This window comes from Methylobacterium fujisawaense (genome assembly GCF_014138435.1).
Lineage (GTDB): Bacteria > Pseudomonadota > Alphaproteobacteria > Rhizobiales > Beijerinckiaceae > Methylobacterium > Methylobacterium fujisawaense.
Genome location: NZ_JACJIM010000004.1, coordinates 39,134 through 58,828 on the forward strand (window position 1 = coordinate 39,134; position 19,695 = coordinate 58,828).

The 19,695-nt window shown below is 72.6% G+C and carries 13 protein-coding genes and 1 pseudogene; 5 read left to right on the forward strand and 9 right to left on the reverse strand.

Translation table 11 applies throughout. The annotated features are described in order from the left end of the window. Positions 1–135: 135 nt before the first annotated feature. Together GGQ91_RS12845 and treZ are read right to left on the reverse strand one after the other, a co-directional pair. Positions 136–5,037: a malto-oligosyltrehalose synthase gene (locus tag GGQ91_RS12845; RefSeq protein WP_182592159.1), complete on the reverse strand. Its 4,902-nt coding sequence runs from the start codon at positions 5,035–5,037 to the stop codon at positions 136–138. Then, positions 5,034–6,839 carry a malto-oligosyltrehalose trehalohydrolase gene (gene treZ, locus GGQ91_RS12850; protein ID WP_043761086.1) on the reverse strand — a complete coding sequence of 602 codons (1,806 nt, stop codon included), beginning with the start codon at positions 6,837–6,839 and terminating at the stop codon, positions 5,034–5,036. Before treZ ends, GGQ91_RS12845 begins: the two co-directional genes overlap by 4 nt. Positions 6,840–7,115: 276 nt before the next feature. Here treZ and GGQ91_RS12855 point away from each other — a divergent pair, with 276 nt between their 5' ends. Further along, a complete protein-coding gene (locus GGQ91_RS12855) occupies positions 7,116–7,985 on the forward strand; it encodes a lipase family protein (protein WP_043379845.1) in 870 nt (289 codons plus the stop codon). 24 nt (positions 7,986–8,009) lie between these two features. Here the strand turns inward: GGQ91_RS12855 and GGQ91_RS12860 are convergent, their stop codons facing one another. Both GGQ91_RS12860 and GGQ91_RS12865 read right to left on the reverse strand, forming a co-directional pair. Further along, positions 8,010–8,285, reverse strand: coding sequence for a YiaA/YiaB family inner membrane protein (locus GGQ91_RS12860; protein ID WP_043357650.1), 276 nt, complete (start codon positions 8,283–8,285; stop codon positions 8,010–8,012). Positions 8,286–8,333: 48 nt separating this feature from the next. Then, positions 8,334–9,020, reverse strand: a complete 687-nt coding sequence (locus tag GGQ91_RS12865; RefSeq protein WP_043357652.1) for a PspA/IM30 family protein — start codon at positions 9,018–9,020, stop codon at positions 8,334–8,336. A 107-nt stretch (positions 9,021–9,127) separates the two neighbouring features. Here GGQ91_RS12865 and GGQ91_RS12870 point away from each other — a divergent pair, with 107 nt between their 5' ends. Together GGQ91_RS12870 and GGQ91_RS12875 are read left to right on the forward strand one after the other, a co-directional pair. After that, positions 9,128–9,754 carry a TetR/AcrR family transcriptional regulator gene (locus GGQ91_RS12870; RefSeq protein WP_043756762.1) on the forward strand — a complete coding sequence of 209 codons (627 nt, stop codon included), beginning with the start codon at positions 9,128–9,130 and terminating at the stop codon, positions 9,752–9,754. A gap of 222 nt (positions 9,755–9,976) precedes the next feature. Continuing rightward, on the forward strand, positions 9,977–11,017 hold the full coding sequence (locus GGQ91_RS12875) for an ABC transporter substrate-binding protein (RefSeq protein WP_182592160.1): 1,041 nt from the start codon (positions 9,977–9,979) through the stop codon (positions 11,015–11,017). Positions 11,018–11,039: 22 nt separating this feature from the next. Here the strand turns inward: GGQ91_RS12875 and GGQ91_RS12880 are convergent, their stop codons facing one another. After that, positions 11,040–12,617 carry a DHA2 family efflux MFS transporter permease subunit gene (locus tag GGQ91_RS12880; protein ID WP_043357661.1) on the reverse strand — a complete coding sequence of 526 codons (1,578 nt, stop codon included), beginning with the start codon at positions 12,615–12,617 and terminating at the stop codon, positions 11,040–11,042. Beyond that, positions 12,614–13,888, reverse strand: coding sequence for an HlyD family secretion protein (locus GGQ91_RS12885; RefSeq protein ID WP_182592161.1), 1,275 nt, complete (start codon positions 13,886–13,888; stop codon positions 12,614–12,616). Before GGQ91_RS12885 ends, GGQ91_RS12880 begins: the two co-directional genes overlap by 4 nt. A gap of 77 nt (positions 13,889–13,965) precedes the next feature. Between GGQ91_RS12885 and GGQ91_RS12890 the strand changes: the two genes are divergently transcribed. Together GGQ91_RS12890 and GGQ91_RS12895 are read left to right on the forward strand one after the other, a co-directional pair. Beyond that, positions 13,966–14,640, forward strand: coding sequence for a TetR/AcrR family transcriptional regulator C-terminal domain-containing protein (locus GGQ91_RS12890; RefSeq protein ID WP_182592162.1), 675 nt, complete (start codon positions 13,966–13,968; stop codon positions 14,638–14,640). Positions 14,641–14,841: 201 nt separating this feature from the next. After that, positions 14,842–15,552 carry a DUF1013 domain-containing protein gene (locus GGQ91_RS12895; protein ID WP_043352024.1) on the forward strand — a complete coding sequence of 237 codons (711 nt, stop codon included), beginning with the start codon at positions 14,842–14,844 and terminating at the stop codon, positions 15,550–15,552. Between the two features lie 150 nt (positions 15,553–15,702). Here the strand turns inward: GGQ91_RS12895 and GGQ91_RS12900 are convergent, their stop codons facing one another. From GGQ91_RS12900 to GGQ91_RS12910, 3 genes and pseudogenes are all read right to left on the reverse strand, one after another. Beyond that, positions 15,703–17,052 (reverse strand): MFS transporter, encoded by a 1,350-nt coding sequence (locus GGQ91_RS12900; RefSeq protein WP_182592163.1) that lies wholly within the window; start codon positions 17,050–17,052, stop codon positions 15,703–15,705. A 157-nt stretch (positions 17,053–17,209) separates the two neighbouring features. Continuing rightward, positions 17,210–18,235 (reverse strand): histone deacetylase family protein, encoded by a 1,026-nt coding sequence (locus GGQ91_RS12905; protein ID WP_182592164.1) that lies wholly within the window; start codon positions 18,233–18,235, stop codon positions 17,210–17,212. 312 nt (positions 18,236–18,547) lie between these two features. Beyond that, a pseudogene (locus tag GGQ91_RS12910) lies at positions 18,548–19,648 on the reverse strand (HD domain-containing phosphohydrolase); the annotation flags it as partial. Positions 19,649–19,695: the final 47 nt, after the last annotated feature.

Sequence of the window (19,695 nt, forward strand, 5' to 3'; positions counted from 1 at the left end):
GTCCCCGAAGGACGGCGGGGCGGGACGAAGTCCCGCGACGGGGGCGCGATGCTGCCGGAGAAGGCGGCGGCCTTCATGCCGGCCCCCCCTCCCCCGCGGAGGGGGGAAGACGATCCGCGGATCCGGCCGCTCCCCTCACGGCTCCCGCCGCAGGACCGCGTAGGGCAGATCCCGCAGGAGTTCGCCGAGGTCGGCCCCCTCCCCCGCCACGATCCGCCCCGAGGCGAGGTCGCGCCAGCGGGTCCCCGCTCCGAGATCGACCCGGGTCCCATTAAAGGCCTCACCCGGCCAGACCGCCTCCCCGACGAAGCCCGCCACCAGCCGCGGTACCGCCACGAACAGGTCGCCGCCCTCCTGGCCGGGATCGGTCCGACGGTAGGCGATCACGTGCCCGGCCCGCGCGCCGGTGGCCGGGACGGGTTCGTAGGCGGCGCTCGCGTAGAAGTCCGGTCGCTCGGCCCGCTCGGCCAGAAGCGCCGCGAGGGTCGCCTGCTTGACCCGCCCGTCCGGCCAGTGCGCCAGCAGCTCCGCGGGCACGCCGCCCTGGTCCAGCATCCGCCCCAGGGCCGGGTAGTCCACCGGGCGGCGGTTGTCGGGATCGACGAAGGAGAAGTCCCAGATCTCCGTGCCCTGGTAGGTGTCGGGCAGGCCCGGCAGGGTGCATTTCAGGACCGTCCGGCCGAGGCTCGCCAGCATCCCGAGATGGGCGAGCCGCCTGGCGAAGGGCCGGAGCTGCGCCAGGAAGTCCGAGCCCGGGGCGATCAGCGCGGTGAACAGCTTCTTGACCGCGCCCTCGTAGACCGCGTCGACATTGACCCAGCTCGACCGGCGCTTGCCCTCGCGCATGGCCTTCTCGCCGTAGGCGATCAGCCGGTCCCGGAAATCCTCGATCGCCCCGGCCTCGTCCCGCTCCAGCAGCTCCAGCGGCCAGGCGCCCAGAATGGCCTGGAAGAACATCCACTGGTCGTTGGCGTCGGGGGCTGGCTCGCCGTCGATGCGGGCGAGGTGCGGGCCGGCGGTGCGCTGCCACAGGTCCCAGGCCTTGGCCCATTCCTCCGGGATCTCCGAGAGGGCGAGCAGCCGCGTGCGGGCATCCTCGCCCCGCTTGGTGTCGTGGGTCGCCGTGGTGATCATGGCGCTCGGCCAGTCCCGGGCACGGGCGATCTGGAGGTCGTGGAAGTGCTCCGCGTCGATCCCGTACTCGCCCGGATCGCCCCCGACCTCGTTGAGGCCGAGCAGGCACGCGTAGCGGTAGAACAGCGTGTCCTCCAGGCTCTTGGCCATGACCGGGCCGGTGAGCTGCTGGAACCGGCGGCGGAAGCGCAAGGCAACCCGCGGATCCGGCCGGCCCGCCCCTGCGGTCTCGATCCGGCCGAGCAGGACGTCGGCGGCGAAGTCGTGGACCGAGCGGTCCGGCAGGCTCGACCAGCGCTTGGCCTTGGCGACGGCGCCCTCGATCAGGCGCACGTCCTCGGGCTCGACCTCGCCCTCCTCCAGCTCCGGCGGCAGGTAGCTCCGGTAGGTCGGGAAGCGCGCGATGATCTCGATCAGCGCCCGGCGGAGCGCGTTGACGGTGAAGTCGCGGGTCCGCCGATCGGAATCGGCCACCTCCTTGAGGTCGGTGGTCAGCACCTCCAGCTCGCTCGCGAAGCTGATCTCCAGGATCTCGGCCTTGGCGGCACGGAGCTGGAAGCCGTAGGGCTCGTCGAAGCCCGTGGCCCAGGTGTAGAGGCGCTCGACCTTGCCGCGCTTCCCCTTGTCGACCAGGATCCCGTCGAGCTGGTTGAGCACGTCGTAGCCCGTGGTCCCGGCCACCGGCCAGGGCCGCAGCCGCTCCCCGGGCTCCAGGATTTTCTCCACGACCACGTAGAAGCCCGGCCCGACCGCCGCCTGGAGCGCCCTTGCGTAGCCCAGCGGGTCGGCCAGCCCGTCGATATGGTCGATGCGCAAGCCGTCGATCCGGCCCTCGCGGATGTGCCGGAACACGGTTTCGTGCGAGCGGTGGAAGATGTCGGACAGCTCGACCCGCAGGCCGGCGAGCGAGTTCACGTCGAAGAAGCGGCGGTAGTTGATGTCGCTCGACGCCACCCGCCAATGGGCGAGCCGGTAGGCCTGCGCTTCCAGCAGCCGGTGCAGCGGCCCGAAACTGTCCGGGCGGCCCTTGAAGCCGTTGAGCAGGGCCAGCGTGCTGGCGGTGGCCTCCTGGATCAGCGGCGAGACGCCGTGGATCTCGGCGAGCCGGCGCTTCAGCCCCTCGGCCTCCTCGGGGAAGCCTTTGCGGCGGGTCTCGTCGGTGTCGATCGCCATGGCCCGCAGGCGCTCGGAGATGGCGAGCAGCTCCGCGGTGGTGTCGTCGTCCACCGCCCCGATGGCGGCGATCACCCGGTTGAGGATGGTCGGGTAGCTCAGCGGCCGGATCGGCAGCTGGTGCTCGTAGTGCCAGACGCTGAAGGCGCCCTTCTCGGGATCGAATTTGAGCACCAGGGTGCCCTGCTCCAGGGCCTCGCCGTAGCGCTCGCCCAGGAACGGGATCACGAGGTTGCGCCCGGCCCCGAGCCGCTGCCAGTCGATGTCGAAGGCGTCGGCGAAGGGCGAGAGCGAGCCCCATTCGAGCACCGAGAGCCACCACGGGTTGTCGGACCCGCCGACGCCCATGTGGTTCGGGACGATGTCGAGGAGCAGCTTGATCCCGTGGGCGTGGAGCGTCTCGGCGAGCTGGACGAAGCCCGCCTCGCCGCCGAGTTCCGGGTTGATCGCCCCGTGGTCGACGATGTCGTAGCCGTGGGTCGAGCCGGGCCGTGCCGTCTGGAGCGGCGAGGCGTAGACGTGGCTGATCCCGAGCCGGTGCAGGTAGGGGACGATCCGGCCGGCATCCGCGAAGGTGAAGTCCTTGTGGAACTGCAGCCGGTAGGTCGAGCGCGGCGGCGGCGCGGCGAGCCGCGCGGCCCCCGAGCGCGGTCCCCGTGCCTCCGCCGACAGGGCGGCGGCCAGCTTGGCCAGCGGCCCGCCGGGGGCGGCGATGTCCGCGAGGTCCCGGTCGAGCTTGCGCCGCCAGTTCGGGTAGCCCTCGGTGGAGCCCGGCACGTTGGCCTGGGCGAGTTCGGAGACCACGTCCTCGTACTGCACGGCGGTCAGCATCGAGGGCGCCCGGGCGAGGTAGCGGGCGGCGGCCTCGAAGGGCGCGGCATCCGGGGGCTCGGCCGAGGGGAGCAGCTGCTCGCCGGCCAGCGCCTCGGCGAGGCGGCGGCGCTCGACGACGCGCTCGGCCCGCTCGCCCTCGGCCCGCTCCTGGTCGTAGAGGCCGAGCGACTGGCGGGTGTCGGTGTCGACCCCGCGCCACCAGCCCACGAAGGTCGGCAGGTCGTGGGTGGTGATGGCGGTGAGCGCGTCGCGCGGATAGGCCGACGGCGCCTTGAACCGTCCGTCGCCTTCCCGCTCGAAGGCGAGGATCCGGTAGCTCAGCACCCCGGCCCGCATCAGCGCGTCCGAGAAGCCCTCCGGGGCGGTGCCGAGATCCTCCGCGATGACGAGGCACTTGTTGCGGTGGCTCTCCAGCCGCAGCACCGCCAGCATCGGCTCGAACGGCATGGCCACGTAGGCCCCGGCCTGGGCGCCCGCGCCCAGCGGGATCAGGAACAGGCGGGCGAGCTGGAAGGCGTGGTCGATCCGGATCGCGCCGGCATGGCGCATGTTGGCCTGGACCAGGGTCCGGAAGGCGGCGAGCCCGTCGCGCTCCATCTCCAGCGGATCGAAGGCCGGCAGGCCCCAGTTCTGGCCCTTCGGCGCCAGCAGATCCGGCGGCGCGCCGATCGACACCTTGTCGGCGAAGCGCTCGGGATGGGACCAGATCTCGGAGCCGCCCCGGTCGGCGCCGACCGCGAGGTCGCGGTACAGCCCGACCCGCATGCCGGCGCCCAGAGCCGCCGCGGAGGCCTCTTCGAGCTGCCGGTCGGCGAGGTATTGCAGCCAGGCGTGATAGCCGACCGCCTCGGCATGCTCCGCCGCGAAGGCCCGCACCGCCTCCGTGCCGGCCCGGCGGTACGCGTCCGGCCAGTCGCCCAGCCAATGCGCGCCCTGCCCCCGGAAATGCTCCGACAGGGCCTCGAACAGGGCGTGGGATTCGAGATCCTCGCCGCCCGCCTGCCGGAAGCGCGCGAAATCCGCGTCCGTGCCGGCCCGGGCGGGGGAGTCCGCCCAGAGGGCCCGGAGCACCGGGTCGAGCACGTCGTGGACGCCCTGGTGGTCGACCAGCGCCGCCTCGCGGAGCGCCGTGATCGCGTCCGCGCGCGCATCGAGCAGCGCCTCGGCCCGGGAGCCGGCGAGCCCCGGCAGGCTGCGCGGGGCGATGAACAGCGTCTCCAGGAACAGGCGCGAGGAGGGGGAGTAGGGGGAGATCTTGGTCCGGTCGGAACCGAACAGGGCGTGGACCGGGCTGAGCCCTAAGAACGCCGCCCCGCGCAGGGCCGCCTCGCGGGCGGCCTCGCCGGCATCCGCGTAGGTGCCGATGCCGATATTGGTCGCCGAGCGCAGGCCGTAGAGCTGGGCGGCGAGCCCCCAATCGGAGGCCCCCTCATCCGTGTAGGGGCGCGGGCGCCAGCAGCGCTGCGGCGCGGCGATCACCCAGGCCTCGGTGCGGCTCTGGCCGGCCTGCACGATGAGGCGGTGATAGCCCGGGGTCAGCGGCGGCAGCTCGAAGCCGGGATCGGACCCTTGCGGGTTGGCCCGTCCCTCCCGGGCGGTGCCGCGCTCGTCGACGAGGCGCCAGACCAGGGTGTGGGGCGCCCCGTCCTGCAGCCGGACCGGAACGCGGGCGGCCCGGCGGGCCTCCACCGGCAGGAGCGGCGGGATCAGGCCGCGGCGCAGGCGCTCGACCTCGGCGAGGCTCCCGGCGATCGACGCCTCGTCCTGGACCGCGAAGCCCAGGGCCGCCAGCAGGCCGCGGCGCACCGCCAGCGGCGTCTCGACGGGCTTGCCGAAGGCGTCGGTGTAGCCGGCGGCGACGCCGACGAGGTCGGCGAGTCTTTCGAGGGGGCTCACGCGTGGGACTCCGTCAGGAACACGCCCGTCCAGGACGGGAGATCGCGTCCGGCCCCGTCGGGGGCGTTGGTCCAGACCGGCCGGGCACCGCCCGGATCGACCGCGAAGGCCTCGGTCCCGACATTGGCGACGAAGCGCAGGGTGCCGGCGCCGAAGCGCCACGTGCAGTCGACAACGTCCGCGCGCGGCATCGTGGCGGCGGCGCCGTCATAGCCGGACTTCGCCAGCGTCACGACCACGTCGCGGCGCAGCCCCAGGAGGCGCGTCGTCTCCGCCAGCACCTCGCGGTGGGGCGAGCGCTCCCGCTCGGACCAGTCGAGCTTCGAGGCCGCGAAGGTCTCGCGCTCGGTCGGGTCGGGGATCTTGGAGGTGTCGTCCGCGAACGCCGCGAAGCTCTTGAACTCCCGGCGGCGGCCGTCGCGGACCGCCTTGTTCAGGTCCTCGTCCGGCGCGAAGTCGACGAAGAACAGGAACGGCGCCGAGGCCGACCATTCCTCGCCCATCCAGAGCATCGGGATCTGCGGCGCCAGCAGGAGCCCGGCCCGGGCGAGATCGAGTTTCTTCGGATCCGCGAGGTGGTTCAACCGCTCGCCCAGCGCCCGGTTGCCGACCTGATCGTGGTTCTGGAGGAAGGTCACGAAGGCCGAGGGCGGCAGGTGCCCGGAGGGCTCGCCGCGCGGATGGTTGTCGAGCGTGGCGAACGGTTCGCCCTGATACGCGAAACCCTCCGCGAGGCAGCGGGCGAGGTGCGCGACCGGTTTGTCGGCAAAGCTTTTATAGTAGCCGGCGTCCTCGCCCGTGAGCAGGACGTGCCAGCAATGGTGCAGGTCGTCGGCCCACTGGGCATCGTGCATCTTCGGGCGCCCGGCGGCGTCCCGCTCCAGCCAGCGGGCCTGGTTGGCCTCGTTCTCCAGCATCAGGTGGATCTGACGGTCCGGAAAGGTCTTCCGGACCGTCTCGCCGAGCTCGGCCAGGAAATGACGGGGCGAATCGTCGAGGATCGCGTGGACGGCGTCGAAGCGCAGGCCGTCGAAGCGGTATTCCTCTAGCCAGTAGAGGGCGTTCTGGATGAAGAACTGGCGCACGGTGGCGCCGCTCTCCTTGCCGTCGAAGTTGATGCCCGCGCCCCAGGGGGTCTGGTGGCGCTCGGTGAAGAAGGTCTTGGCGTAGGCGTGGAGGTAGTTCCCGGCCGGACCGAAGTGATTGTAGACCGCGTCGAGATAGACCATCAGCCCGAGCCCGTGGGCGGCGTCGATCAGGCGCTTGAGGTCGTCCGGGCGGCCATAGGCGCCGTCGGGGGCGTAGGGCTGGACGCCGTCGTAGCCCCAGTTGCGCGCGCCCTTGAAGTCGGCGAGCGGCAGCAGCTCGATGGCGGTGACGCCGAGCGCCTTGAGGTCGGGCAGCCGGGCCTGCAGGCCGGCATAGGTGCCCTCCGGCGTCGCGGTGCCGACATGGCACTCGTAGATCACCGCCTCCTCGAAGGGCCGCCCGGTCCAGTCCGCGTCGGACCACGCGAAGGCCCGCGGGTCGATCACCTCGCTGAGGCCCGAGACGTCGTCCGGCTGGAAGCGGGAGGCGGGATCGGGCACCACGAGGTCGCCGTCGATGCGGAAGCCGTAGCGGGCGCCGGGCTTCACCCCGGGCAGGGCGGTGCGGCGCCAGCCGCCGCCGGATTCCGGCAGCGGGTGATCGGCGCCGTCGACGACGAGCGCGACGCTCTTGGCGGTGGGTGCCCAGAGGGCGAAGCGGACGCCGCCCTCGACCATCTCGGCCCCGAAATCCATGCTGTGGGCGCGCCGCATCGGGCCACCGTCCTCGTCATTGGCCGCGCGCACCGGGATGCAAGCGCGGCAGGATCATCTGTCGTGGGAGAAGGCCCCGGGCCCGATCCGGTTCCCGCAGCGCAGCTATGGCGGAGCGGCCGGGTGGCAATGGGTCGACGACTGGGTCGACGACTGGGTCGACGAACGGGTTGACGCGCGGGGGCGACGGGCGCGCGGAAACTAAGCCGCAGTTCCGTCCGTGCGGGGCGGCCCTATCTTGAGCCGCCGGCATTCGCGTCGGTCTGGGAGCGGACACTGGGTCGGGCGCACATCATCGGCATCCACGGGCTCGCCAACAAGCCGCCCCGGGATGAGAAGGCCGCCTGGTGGCGCGCCGCGATCCGCGAGGGGCTCGACCGCAATCGCGGGCTCCGGGTGGCGGAGGCCGACCTGCCCTTCACCTTCGTCTACTGGGCGGACCTGCGCTACCCGCAGCCGCTCGCGGGCGACCGCAACCGCGAGCCCTACCGCCCCGATCACGGCCTCGGGCCGTTCCCCTCCCCCGCGGGGGAGCCCGACCGCGCCGAGCCGACCCTCACCGACCGGATCTATCGCGGCCTGTCGCACCTGCAGGAGGCCGCCGGGCTGACGCCGGTGGACGACCTGATCCTGGAATACCGTCTCGACGATCTCTGGGGCTACCACGAGGACGCGGCCTTCCGGGCGGCGGCGCGGGCGCGCCTGCGCGACGTCCTGGCGGCGGCCGCGGCGGATACCGTGCTGATCGCCGCGCACTCGATGGGCGGCCTGATCGCCTACGACGTTCTGCGCGCCGCCGAAGCGGAGGGGACGCCGATGCCCCGCTGCGCCCTGGTTACCCTCGGCGCCCCTCTCGGCCTCGCCGAGCTGAAGCTGAAGCTCGCCGACGCGCACGGCGACCTCCGGGTGCCGGCGGCGCTCACCGCCTGGACCAACCTGATGGACCGCCAGGACATCGCCACGGTGGGCGACGACCTCGCGGCCCTCTACGCGCCGAATGCCGCCGGCGTGCGGGTGCGGGACGTGCCGGTGATCAACGCCTACCGGAGGCCGGACGGCGCCGAGAACCGGCACAAATCCTACGGCTACCTGCGGACCCCGGAATTCTCCCGGGTGGTCGCCGCGTTCCTGGAGGCTGCGGACTGAGCGGCGCCGACCTCGGGGATCGGCTCAGAGCCGGCCCGGCACCGCCTCCCGCAGGACGCGCTCGGTGGCGGCGTCCTCGATCTTGTTGATCAGCCGTTTCGCCTCGTGCTCGTCGCGCAGGGTCTTGGCCAGGGTGAAGGTCGTGCCCGTGAGGAACAGCGACGCCATGGCGAGGTAGCCCTTGATCCAGATATCCGCGGGCAGGAAGAAGATGCCGATCGTCAGCATGGCGGCGGCGGCGGCGAAGCTGACCAGCGTGAAGGTCTTCCAGGCGCCGGTATGGGGCATCTGCGGTGTCATGGTGCGGTCTCCTGAGGAAGGATCGGACGGGGGTTCGTGCGGCGCCGGTCAGGCCCCGGCCCTGAGGCGGTCCAGCACCGCCCGCGGGTCCGTGCGGGGGCGGCCGTAGCCCGCCGCCTCGAGATCGGCCTCGATCCCGCCCGCGGTCCCGGCCTCGAGATCGGCCTCGAGCTCGGTCAGCGCGGCGGCGACGTCCGCCTCGGCCGCCTGCCGCTCGCGCAGGCGCGCCAGCGTCCGCTCGGCCTCCCCGAGGGCCCCCGCCGACAGGGTCGTGACCCGGCGGCCCTCGAGGCCGGCCCGCCGCAGCGCCTCGGTGGTGCGGGCGGTCTGGAGCCCGCGGTCGAGATCCCGCAGCCGCTCGCCGCCCTGGGCGACGAGGCGCTTCAGCCGCTCGACCTCGGCGGCGAAGCGTTCGGCGGCGGCCCGGCGGTCGGCCCGCTCGTCCTCCAGCGCGGCGATGTGGATCGCCGCCCCGGTCCCGAGATCCTCGCGGCCGTCGGCCAGCGCCCGCCGCGCCCCGTCCGACAGGGTGTCGATGCGGGTCCCGATGGCGTCGAGGGCGCGCATCTCGGCGGCGTGGTAGGCCAGGGCGACGGCCAGTTCCCGCCGGGCGGCCGCCAGGGCTCCGGCGGCCTCCCGGATCTGCTGGCGGAGGATCGTCACGGCATGGGCGTCGTGGATCGCCTGGGCGTTGTCGGCGATCACGCCGCGCATCAGGAAGGAGAGGGTCCTCATCACGGTTCACCTCGCGAAGAACGACGGGCCGGATCGCATCCGTAATTTATTGAACGTCGTTCATGAAATAGGTAAAACACGCGGCGCGCCGCGTCGCAAGGGATAAAATGAACGAGGTTCATAAAAAAGTGCGCGGACGGCCGCGGAAGGAGCCGGGCGACCGCGCGGCGGATCGCCGGGCCCTGATCGAAGCCGCGGTGGCGATCCTGAACGCGGGCGGCGCGGCGGCGCTGACCGCCCGCGGCGTCGCGGAGCGGGCCGGCACGGCGGTGGGCTCGGTCTACACGCAGTTCGACAGCCTGGAAGTGCTGCGGCTGGAGGCCAACGCCGTCACCATGCGGCGGCTCCGGGACGCCCTCACGGAGGCGCTGGCGGCCTGTCCGTCGCGGGGGACGGAGGCGCGGCTCCTGTGCCTGGCCGATGCGTATCTCGCCTTCGCGGCGGGGCACCATGCCGCCTGGGCGGCGATCTTCGAGCGCCGCACCGTGGCGGCGCCGGATTCGGTGCAGGCCGACATCGCGGCCCTGTTCGGGATCCTGGAGGGGGTGCTGCGCGACGGCGGCCGCCTCGCCGAGGCGGAGATCCCCGTGATGGCGCGGGCGCTGTGGTCCAGCGTCCACGGCATGACCTATCTCGCCGATCTCGGCAGCCTCGGGCCCCTCGGCGTGGACGACGTGCGGCCGATGATCGACGCGCTGGTGCGGGCGGCGGTCCGGGGCTTCTCGGCGGGCTGAGTGCCCGCGACGGTGGCGGCCCCGGCGCGGGCGCTGCGTCCGGCGGTGCGGAGCCTGCCCGATCGTCGGCCGCGCCGGTCGCGCATCGGGGGACGTTGCCGCGCCGGAATCGGCGGATCGGGGCGGCGGGGCCTTGCGCGCGCCGACCCGAACCTGTCCACTCGCGCCCAACGACACATCCGGATCGGACACGAATCCGCCGGGGTCACAGGGAGATGCGTCATGGTGGGTACGTCGCGGACGGGCGCGTTGCTGCTGGGCTGCCGCCGGCTCCTGCGGGCAGGACCGGCCCTCCTGCTGGCCGGGCTGGCGCTCGCCTCCCCCGCCCGGGCCGACGACGCCAAGGTGCGGATCAGCCGGCAGCCGGGCTTCGTCTACCTGCCCGCCGTCCTCGCCGAGCAGCACAAGCTGATCGAGAAGCACGCCAAGGCCGCCGGCCTCGGGGACGTCGCGGTGGAGTGGGTCAACCTGACGAGCGGTGCCGCCGGCAACGACGCGCTGCTCTCGGGCAATATCGACATCGTCGACAGCGGCTCCACCAACATGCTGCTGCTCAACGACCGGACGCGGGGCGACGTGAAGGGCCTGTGCGGCGTCGGCACCACGCCGATGCTGCTGCTCACCCGCAACCCGGACGTGAAGACCCTCGGCGACTTCTCCGGCAAGGACAAGATCGCCCTGCCCTCCGTGAAGGTCTCCTCGCAGGCGGTGCTGCTCCAGATCGCCGCCAAGAAGGCCTTCGGGCCCGAGAACGCCACCAAGCTCGACCCGCTCACCGTCCAGCTCGGCCATCCCGACGCGGTGGCGGCGCTGGCGAGCCCGCACAACGAGATCAACAGCCACTTCTCGCTGCCGCCGTTCCAGCAGCGCGAGCTGCAGGATCCGGCGATCCACACGGTGCTGAACTCCTTCGAACTCGTCGGCGAGCCGGTGAGCAACGCGATCCTCTACGCCCGGGCCGGCTGGTACACCCGAAACCCCAAGCTCGCCGCCGCCATCGTGGCTGCGATCGACGAGGCCAATGCCGCGATCGCCCGGGACCCGCTCCAGGCCGCCAAGGATTACGTCGCGGCCACCAACGAGAAGACGCCCCCCGAGACCCTGGTCGCGATCATGAAGGAGCCGGGCACGAACTTCTCCACCACCCCCTACGGGATCATGCTCCAGGCCCGGCACTTCTACGCGATGAAGACCATCAAGGCCGAGCCCAAGGACTGGAAGGACACGTTCTTCCCGATCGTCCACAACCTGCCGGGGAAGTAGCCCCCGGCGTCGCATCGGCCCGTCAATGCGCCTCCACCGGCCCGGCGGCGCGCTGGGGCTTCTTGAGGATCGCCACCACGGCGAGGCTCGCCACGAGGCTCACCCCCACCAGCCAGAACCCGTCCGCGTAGGCCATGACGGTGGCCTCGCGGCGGACCTGTTGCGCCAGCATGCCCAGAGCCGCGCCCTTGGCGGCCAGCGGGTCGGCGATGCGGGCGTGCATCCCGGCGGCGAGCGCCGCGAGCCGGTCCTGGGTGCGGGTCGCGTTGACGGTGATCGCCTCCGCCAGCACCGAGAAGTGGAAGTGCTCACGCCGGTCGATCATGGTCGACAGCAGGGCGATGCCGATCGAGCCGCCGAGGTTGCGCATCATGTTGGACAGCGCCGAGGCGTCGGCGGTGTCGCGCGGGCCGAGGCCCACGGTGGAGAGCTGCGAGAGCGGGATCGTGAAAAGCGGCTGGCCGATGGCCCGCATGAGCTGCGGCAGGATCAGCTGGTCGGCGCCGACATCGTGGGTCAGGCCGACATTGATCCAGCAGCTCGCGATGAAGAACAGCGTCCCGGTGACCACGAGCAGCCGGGCGTCGACGGCGCGCATGAGCAGGGGCATCATCGGGAACAGGACCAGCTGCGGCAGGCCCGACCACATCACCACGGTGCCGATCTGCTCGGCATTGTAGCCCTGGATCTGCGCGCAATAGACCGGGATGATGTAGATCGACCCGAACGACACCGCGCCCAGCACGGTCATCAGCACGCAGGCGCCCCCGACCGAGCGGTTGGCCAGGACCCGCAGGTTGATGAAGGGCTTGGCCGCCGTCAGCTCGCGGACGATGAAGCCGGTGATCCCGGCGACGGCCAGCCAGCTCGCCTCGACGATCACGGGCGAGCCGAACCAGTCCTTGCGCTGCCCCTCCTCCAGCACGAAGGTCAGGGCCGGCAGCCCGGTCGCCATCAGGCCGATGCCGATCCAGTCGCCCTTGAGCAACTCGCCCCAGCGGGCGGGCGCGGCCTCGAAGGCGCCGAGCTGGATCGCCGCCGCGATCGGCCCGAAGATCAGGTTCAGGTAGAAGATGTAGTGCCAGGACAGGTTGTCGGTGAGCCAGCCGCCCACCGTCGGGCCGATGGCCGGCGCGAAGGTCGCCGTCAGGCCGAACAGCGCGATGCCCACCGCCTGCTGGCTCTTCGGCAGCCGCGTGCGCACGATCACGATGGCGGTGGGGATCAGCACGCCGCCGGTGAAGCCCTGGCCCGCCCGGAACAGGATCATCTGGCTCAAGCTGGTCGAGAGCGCGCAGGCCAGCGAGAAGGCGGTGAACAGCAGGGTGTTCACCGCGAGGTAGCGGCGCAGGCCGATCACCGAGGACAGCCAGCCGGTGAGCGGGATCACGATGATCTCGGCCATCAGGTAGGCGGTGGAGATCCAGCTCCCCTCCTCGGTGGAGGCGCCGAGCGCCCCCTGGATGTCGGCGAGCGAGGCGTTGGTGATCTGGATGTCGAGGATCGCCGTGAAGGCGCCGAGGATCGCGCCGAACACGGCGAGCCAGTCCCGGGCGCTCGCCTTCGCCTCGGGCCCGGCCACGGCCGGCACGGGGCTCATCGGGGCAGGGCCTCGCTGACCAGCGCCGGGGCGGGCTTCGGCCTGCGGCGGGCGGGATCCACCGGCTCCACCGGGTCGGCGGTGTGGACCGTCGCCTCCACCGACAGGCCGGGGCGCAGGCGGCCGACGAGCGGGTCGGCGGGATCGAGGGCGACGCGCACGGGCACGCGCTGCACCACCTTGGTGAAGTTGCCGGTGGCGTTCTCCGGGGGCAGCAGCGCGAATTGCGAGCCGGTGCCCGGGGAGAAGCTCTCGATCCGGCCCTCGAATGCGTGGTCGCCGAAGGCGTCGACCGTGACGGTGACGCGCTGGCCCTCGACCATGTGCCCGGTCTGGGTCTCCTTGAAGTTCGCCACGAGGTAGATGTCGCGGCCCATCGGCACGAGGGTCAGGAGCCCGGTGCCGGGGGAGACCACCTGCCCGATCCGCAGCGCCCGGTCGCCGGCCACGCCGTCGATGGGCGCCAGGATGGTGGCGTAGCTGAGGTCGAGCTTCACCCCCTCCACCTTCGCCCGCGCCCCTTCGAGGCTCGCCCGGGTGCTGGCCTCCAGGGCCTTCAGGCTGTCGATCTGCTTCTGCGCGGCGTCGAGCGCGGCGGCGGACTTGTCGCGGGCGGCGTGGCGCTGGCGCAGGTCGGCATCCGCCTGCTGCTGGCGCTGCACCGTGCCGGAGCCGGTCTGCAGCAGGTTCTGGTAGCGGGTGTATTCCTGCTGCGCGAAGGTCAGCGCGGCCTCGGCATTGGCGAGGTCGGCCCGCGACGAGGCGACCTGCGCCTGCTGCTGGATGATCGCGGCGGCGACGCCCAGGACCTGCGCCTTGTCCTTCTCGACCTCGGCCTCGGCCTGCTTGAGCTGGACCCGGTAGGACCGGTCGTCGAGGCGGGCGATGACGTCCCCGGCCTTGACCGGCTGGTTGTCGCCGACCCGCACCTCCGCGACGGTGCCGGCGATGCGCGGGGCCACCGTCACCTTGTCGGACTGGAGATAGGCGTCGTCGGTCACCTCGAGGAAGCGGCCGACGGTCCACCAGTGCCAGCCGTAGGTTCCGGCGCCGCCCAGCGCGAGAACTCCGAGGAGGGGCAGCACGATCCGCGCGCGGCGGCGACGCGACGCCGATGCGGAGGCCGGCGCAGGGACCTGGGCCGGGGTCTGGGTCTGGGTCTGGGCCGGGACCTGGGCCGGGACCTGGGCCGCGGCGGCGACCGGGGCGGGCGCCGGGGCACCCGCGACCGGGTCGGCACTCTTGAAGCTGTCGCTGCGACGTGCGTCCATCGGGTCTGGCCAGAATCAAAACGGTACGGTATCGTTTTGATAATGCGCGGGACGGCTTCGGGCAAGGAGAATCGCGGGTGACGGTCACGGAGATCGCGGGAGCGGAGGCGGGACAGCGGCGGGGCGGCCGGCCGACGCGCGCGGAGGCGGTCCGGCGCGAGGCGCACCTGATCGCCGTGGCGACCACCCTGTTCCTGGAGCGCGGCTTCGACGCCACCTCCATCGACGCGGTGGCCGAGGCCGCCGGGATGAGCAAGCCGACGGTCTATGCCCGCTACCGCGACAAGCGGGCCCTGTTCGAGGCGGTCCTGCGCGAGCGGATCGCCGCGTGGCTGGCGCCGCTCTCCGCCGCCGCCGAGGCCCAGGCCGCGCAGGGCGGGAGCGACGACGTCGAGACCGCCCTGCAGGATCTCAGCCGCACCCTGCTGGCCCACGGGCAGTCGCCGGGGGCGGCCATGCTCAAGCGCAACCTCGTGGCCCAGGCCCTGCAGTTTCCCGAACTGGCGCGGCTGGCCCACGAGGAGGGCTGGCTGCGGGGCGTGCGCGCCGTGGCGCAGCTGCTCGACGCCTTCGCCCAGCGCGGCCGGATCGCCGTGGCGGATCCCGAGATCGCGGCCGACCTGTTCCTCAGCCTCGTCCTGGGCCGGTCGTCCCAGGCGGCCCTCTACGGCATCGCCACCGATCCGGAGACGCAGGAGCGGCGGCGGCAGGCGGCGGTGCGGCTGTTCCTCGACGGGGTGCGGCCGCGCTGAGGGGCGGCCGGTCGTCCCGGCCCCCGGTGAATCCGCAGGCGGGCTCTCCGAACCGCCGAACCCGTGATTGCGCCCCTCCCCGCCCGGGCCTATAGTGCCTCATCCCCATTCGACAGCGTGAGACGGGACATCCGGATCGGTCATCCGGAGCCCGCGGCCCGATGCCCGGCCCCCGTCCCGCCAGGCCGGAGCACGAGAGACATGTCCCAGGGTCCGCTGATGCCCAAGGCGACCGCCGTCTGGCTGGTCGAGAACACCTCGCTGGCCTTCGAGCAGATCGCCGATTTCTGCAAGCTGCACCCGCTGGAGGTGAAGGGCATCGCCGACGGCGAGGTCGCGGCCGGCATCAAGGGGCTCGACCCGGTCTCCACCGGCCAGCTGACCCGCGACGAGATCGAGAAGGCCCAGAAGGCGCCGCACTACAAGCTGAAGCCGGCCGTCTCGAAGGTGAAGCTGCCGGAGGTGAAGCGCACCACCAAGGGCCCGCGCTACACCCCCCTCTCCCGCCGCCAGGACCGGCCGAACGCCATCCTGTGGCTGCTGCGCAACCACCCGGAGCTGAAGGATTCGCAGATCATCCGGCTGGTGGGCACCACCAAGTCGACGATCCAGCAGATCCGCGAGCGCACCCACTGGAACTCGGGCTCGCTCCAGCCGATGGACCCGGTGACCCTCGGGCTCACCACCCAGATCAACCTCGACTTCGAGGTCCAGCGCGCGGCGGCCGACCGCCCGGCCGCGGTGGCGGCCGAATCCGGCGCCTCGCTGCTGCCGACGGAGGTCTCCACGGCCCGCGAGGCGGACGAGCGGGAGCACGCGGACGATCACGGCGGCCGCGAGGAGCGGCTCGATGCCGATTCGGTCTTCGCCAAGCTCAAGGGCCGGCACCACGACGAGGACGACGAGGACTAGGACCGGCCTCCGCCCTGCCCCCTGGGCCGGGCGGGCCCATGGCGGCCTGCGCAGGATCCGGCCCCCGCTCCACCGGAGTCGGGGGCCGCTTTGCGTCTGGCCGGGCCCGGGACCGCCGGCCGCCGGCGGGGCGGGACCCGGCGGATCGATCTATTCCGGCAGCGGCCGGCCCCGCGTCTCCGGCATGAACCACGGCACCACGAGGCCGATCACGTAGACGCTCGACAGGGTCAGAGCCGCCGCGGCGACGCCCCCGAAGGCGGTCACGATCTGCCCGGCGAGGATCGGGAAGATCCAGGCGATCAGCCGCGCGCCGTTGAAGACCACGCTCGCCGCCGTCGCCCGCACCGCCGGGGTGAACAGCTCCGCGAGGTAGATCGCCATCCACGAGAAGGCGAAGCCCAGGGTGAAGAACCCGTTCATGAAGGCGAGCCCCATGAACGGCACCAGCCCGCCGGTCCAGAGGTAGCAGGCGAGCGACGTGACGATGCAGCCGACATAGGTGACGAGCAGGAAGGCGCGGCGCCCGATCGCGTCGGCCACGAAGCCCGAGATCACGTAGGCGGTGATCGCCCCGACATTGTAGATGATGCCCATGCGCGGGCCCCAGAGGTTGGCCGGCTCGCCCGCGGCCTTGGCCAGCCCCTCCGTGTAGGCCGGCAGCCAGGACGAGACCGCCCACCAGCCCACCGTGGTGGCGAACGACATGGCGGTGGCCAGCAGCACCCGCCGCCGGCTCTCCGGCTCCCGAAAGATCTCCGCCAGGGTGAAGGGGCGTTGCGCGGCCCGCGGGGCGTGGCCGGCATCCTCCGCGGTGGCGGCCCAGCGCTGCGCCTTGAGCGCCTGCATCCACTGCTCGGATTCCTCCAGCGCCCGCCGCAGGTACAGGCAGACGAAGGCCGGCAGGGCACCCAGCGCGAACAGGATCCGCCAGGATTCCGGGCCCAGGGGCTCGGTGGCCGCGAGCACGGCCCACACGATGGCGGCCAGCACCGCGCCGCCGCCGAAGCCCGATTGCAGGAAGCCGCAGCCCTTCGGCCGCGCCCGGTTCGGCCAGGTCTCGGCCACCAGGGCGATGCCGGTGGACCATTCCGAGCCGATGGCGAGCCCCGTGATGAACCGCAGGATCGCGAGCTGCGTGAAGCTCCCGGCGAAGGCGGTCAGCCCGGTGAAGACCGCGTAGCCGAGGATCGAGATCATCATCATGCGCTTGCGGCCGATATAGTCGGCCGCGATCCCGCCCATGAGGCCGCCGATCCCCCAGCCGAGCAGCGTGATGCCGATGGCGAGCCCCACGTAGGAGGCCGGCGCCTGGGCCTGCTCGGGGGTGAGGATCGAGGCCAGCGCCGGACGCAGGGCGTAGACCAGGGCCACCGCCTCGTAGCCGTCGAAGATCCAGCCGAGATAGCTGCCCCACAGGATCCGCCAGTGGCGCCGGGTGAGACCCGCGTACCACGGAGCGCTGGCCGCCTCGCGTAAGCCCACCTCGCCCGCGCCCATCGTCCGTTCCTCCCGCCCGGGACGCGTCGGCGGCGCCCGCCCCGCCCTGATAGGTCGGTTGTGGCATCGGGTCGACCACATCCGGGTAGCCGATCCGGCGCCCCGGCGATCACGATCGCATCACGCCTGCACCGCGGGGGCGGACGCGATGCGGGGCTCAGCGCGCGGCGTCGAAGGCCGCGAGAAAGGCCGCGAGGTTGTCCGGCAGGGCCGCGCAGAGGTAGCCGCCCTCCTGCACCAGGGCCGTGGGCAGCCCGGCCCGGGCGATCCGCTCCGCGGCCCCGACGAACCCCGTCCGGGTCACCGCGAGGGCGCCGATCGGGTCGTCCGCGGCGGCGTCGAGGCCCAGCGCCACCACGAGGGCCCGGGGCCGGTGCGCGGCGACAGCCGCGAGACCCGCCTCCAGGGCCTCGAGCCAGGGCGCGTCCCCCGAGCCCGGCGGCAGCGGCAGGTTGCGGTTGAACCCCGCCCCCGCCCCGGTCCCGGTCTCGTCGGCGTAGCCGGCGAAGAACGGGAAGTAGTCGGACGGGTCGGCATGGACCGAGACCGTCAGCACGTCGGCGCGGGCGTAGAAGATCCCCTGCGTGCCGTTGCCGTGATGGACGTCGATGTCGAGGATCGCCACCGGGCCGCCGGTGGCGGCGCGCATCCGCTCGGCCGCGATGGCGCTGTTGTTGAGGAAGCAGAAGCCGCCGGCGGACTCCGCATAGGCGTGGTGGCCGGGCGGGCGGCACAGGGCGTAGGCGTGCCCCGCCGCGAGGGCCGCGTCGGCGGCCGCGACCGCGCATTGCGCCGACCCGTAGACCGCCGCCCAGGTGCCGGCGCGGATCGGCGTCGAGGTGTCGGCGGTGTAGAGGCCCAGCCGCCCGAGGAGGCCGGCAGGCCTCCGGTGCATCTGCGGCCGGGCGAAGGATCCGGTCAGGATCTCGTCGCCGATGTCGGGGATCTCGCCCCGGCGCGCCCAGGCCTCGGCCAGGAACGCCACGTAGTCCGGATCGTGCACCGCCCGGATCGGGTCGAGGCCGTGATCGGCCGGTTCGCCGAGGTCGTGGCCGCCCCGCAGGGCCGCGTCGCGCAGGATCGCGTAGCGGGCGGCCTGCTCGGGATGCGGGATCGGCGTGCCGCGCCGCAGGTAGCGTTCGGGATCGTGCCGGCCTGAATCGGGCGTGTGGAAGATGCGCATGCCGGAAGGTTAGGGGCTCCCGGGGGATGCGTCATCCGCCCGGCCCGCGCTCAGATGAGGTAGACGGTGCCGTCCGCGCGGAACACCTTGGGGCATTTCGCCCCGTCGACCAGGCGCCGGGCCGCGTCCAGGGAGATCCGGCGGGCCAGGGCGATCTCCGGCAGCGTCTTCCAGGTCGTGGTCATGGTGCGGCTCCGTCCGTGATCCGTGCGAGTCCGCGATCAACGGCGCAGACGAGCCCGGGTTCACCGATGGCGTCAGGAGCGCCTCGGGGCTGCTGACGCGCCATCCCGCCGGGGCCGGCGACGGGGCGGCGACCTCGCGGAGCAGGGTCGGCACCCGCGCCCAGGGTTCGGTGACCGGCCCCGCATTCGGCCGCATCCCCGCCCGGTTCTGCCCGCCGGCGACGCGGATGTCCGGGAAGCGCGCGCAGAAGGCCTCCACGCAGGCCGGGTCGAAGTGGCGGCCGCTGTCGGCGCGGATGCAGTCCAGGGCCGCGTCGAAGGGCAGCGCAGCCTTGTAGGGCCGCGCGGTGGTCAGGGCGTCGAACACGTCCGCCACCGCGACGATCCGGGCCGAGAGGGGAATCGCGGCGCCGACGAGCCCGTGCGGGTAGCCGCCGCCGTCCCATTTCTCATGGTGAAACTCGGCGATCTCGGCGGCCAGCCGGATCAGTTCGGAGGCGCTCCCGCCCAGGATGCGCCGGCCGATCGCCGGATGCGTCTTGATCAGGTCGAACTCGTCCCGGTCGAGCCGGCCGGGCTTGAGCAGGACGCCGTCCGGGATGCCGACCTTGCCGACATCGTGCAGGGGCGCCGCGAGATAGAGGTTGCGGCAGACATCCGGCGCCAGTCCGAGCCCCTCGGCGACGATCTGGCTGTAGCGGGCCACCCGCCATGTGTGATCGCCGGTGTCGTTGTCGCGGTACTCGACCGCCAGCGCCAGGCGGAAGATGATCTCCTCCTCGCGCTCGCGCATGTGGCGCAGGGCGGCCTCCACCGCGCCGTCGAGCCAGGCCGCCTGCTCGGCGAGCCGCCGCACCGCCCGGGCGAGCCGGATCATGTTGCGCAACCGGACGGTGAGTTCGACGCCCTGCATGGACTTGTCGAGGAAATCGGTCGCCCCCGCCTCCAGGGCGGCGAGCCGCACGGCGTCCGAGATGTCGCTCGTGATCATCACGATCGGCACCTGCGCGTAATGCGGGATGGTCCGCATCTGCCGGATGAAGGCGATCCCGTCGATGCCGGGCATGTGGCAGTCGACCAGGACGATATCGAAGGCCCGCATCCGCGCCTCGACCATCGCGGCGACCGGGTCGCCGTAATCGGTGACGGACATGTCGGGCTTGGCCTCCAGCAGGCGGCGGAGGCGCATCCGCATGGTGGCGCTGTCGTCGACGAGGAGCGCGTCCATCAGCGGTGCCCGGACCGGTTCGCGGGCGTATCGGAGCCGGAGCGCCG

What these genes read in the sequence shown, in the direction of transcription:
- GGQ91_RS12865 (WP_043357652.1), bottom strand. Translation starts at nt 9,020, where the DNA reads ATGAGGACCCTCTCCTTCCTGATGCGCGGCGTGATCGCCGACAACGCC.
- GGQ91_RS12885 (WP_182592161.1), bottom strand. Translation starts at nt 13,888, where the DNA reads ATGGACGCACGTCGCAGCGACAGCTTCAAGAGTGCCGACCCGGTCGCG.
- GGQ91_RS12880 (WP_043357661.1), bottom strand. Translation starts at nt 12,617, where the DNA reads ATGAGCCCCGTGCCGGCCGTGGCCGGGCCCGAGGCGAAGGCGAGCGCC.
- GGQ91_RS12860 (WP_043357650.1), bottom strand. Translation starts at nt 8,285, where the DNA reads ATGACACCGCAGATGCCCCATACCGGCGCCTGGAAGACCTTCACGCTG.
- GGQ91_RS12875 (WP_182592160.1), top strand. Translation starts at nt 9,977, where the DNA reads ATGGTGGGTACGTCGCGGACGGGCGCGTTGCTGCTGGGCTGCCGCCGG.
- treZ (WP_043761086.1), bottom strand. Translation starts at nt 6,839, where the DNA reads ATGCGGCGCGCCCACAGCATGGATTTCGGGGCCGAGATGGTCGAGGGC.
- GGQ91_RS12895 (WP_043352024.1), top strand. Translation starts at nt 14,842, where the DNA reads ATGTCCCAGGGTCCGCTGATGCCCAAGGCGACCGCCGTCTGGCTGGTC.
- GGQ91_RS12900 (WP_182592163.1), bottom strand. Translation starts at nt 17,052, where the DNA reads ATGGGCGCGGGCGAGGTGGGCTTACGCGAGGCGGCCAGCGCTCCGTGG.
- GGQ91_RS12870 (WP_043756762.1), top strand. Translation starts at nt 9,128, where the DNA reads ATGAACGAGGTTCATAAAAAAGTGCGCGGACGGCCGCGGAAGGAGCCG.
- GGQ91_RS12905 (WP_182592164.1), bottom strand. Translation starts at nt 18,235, where the DNA reads ATGCGCATCTTCCACACGCCCGATTCAGGCCGGCACGATCCCGAACGC.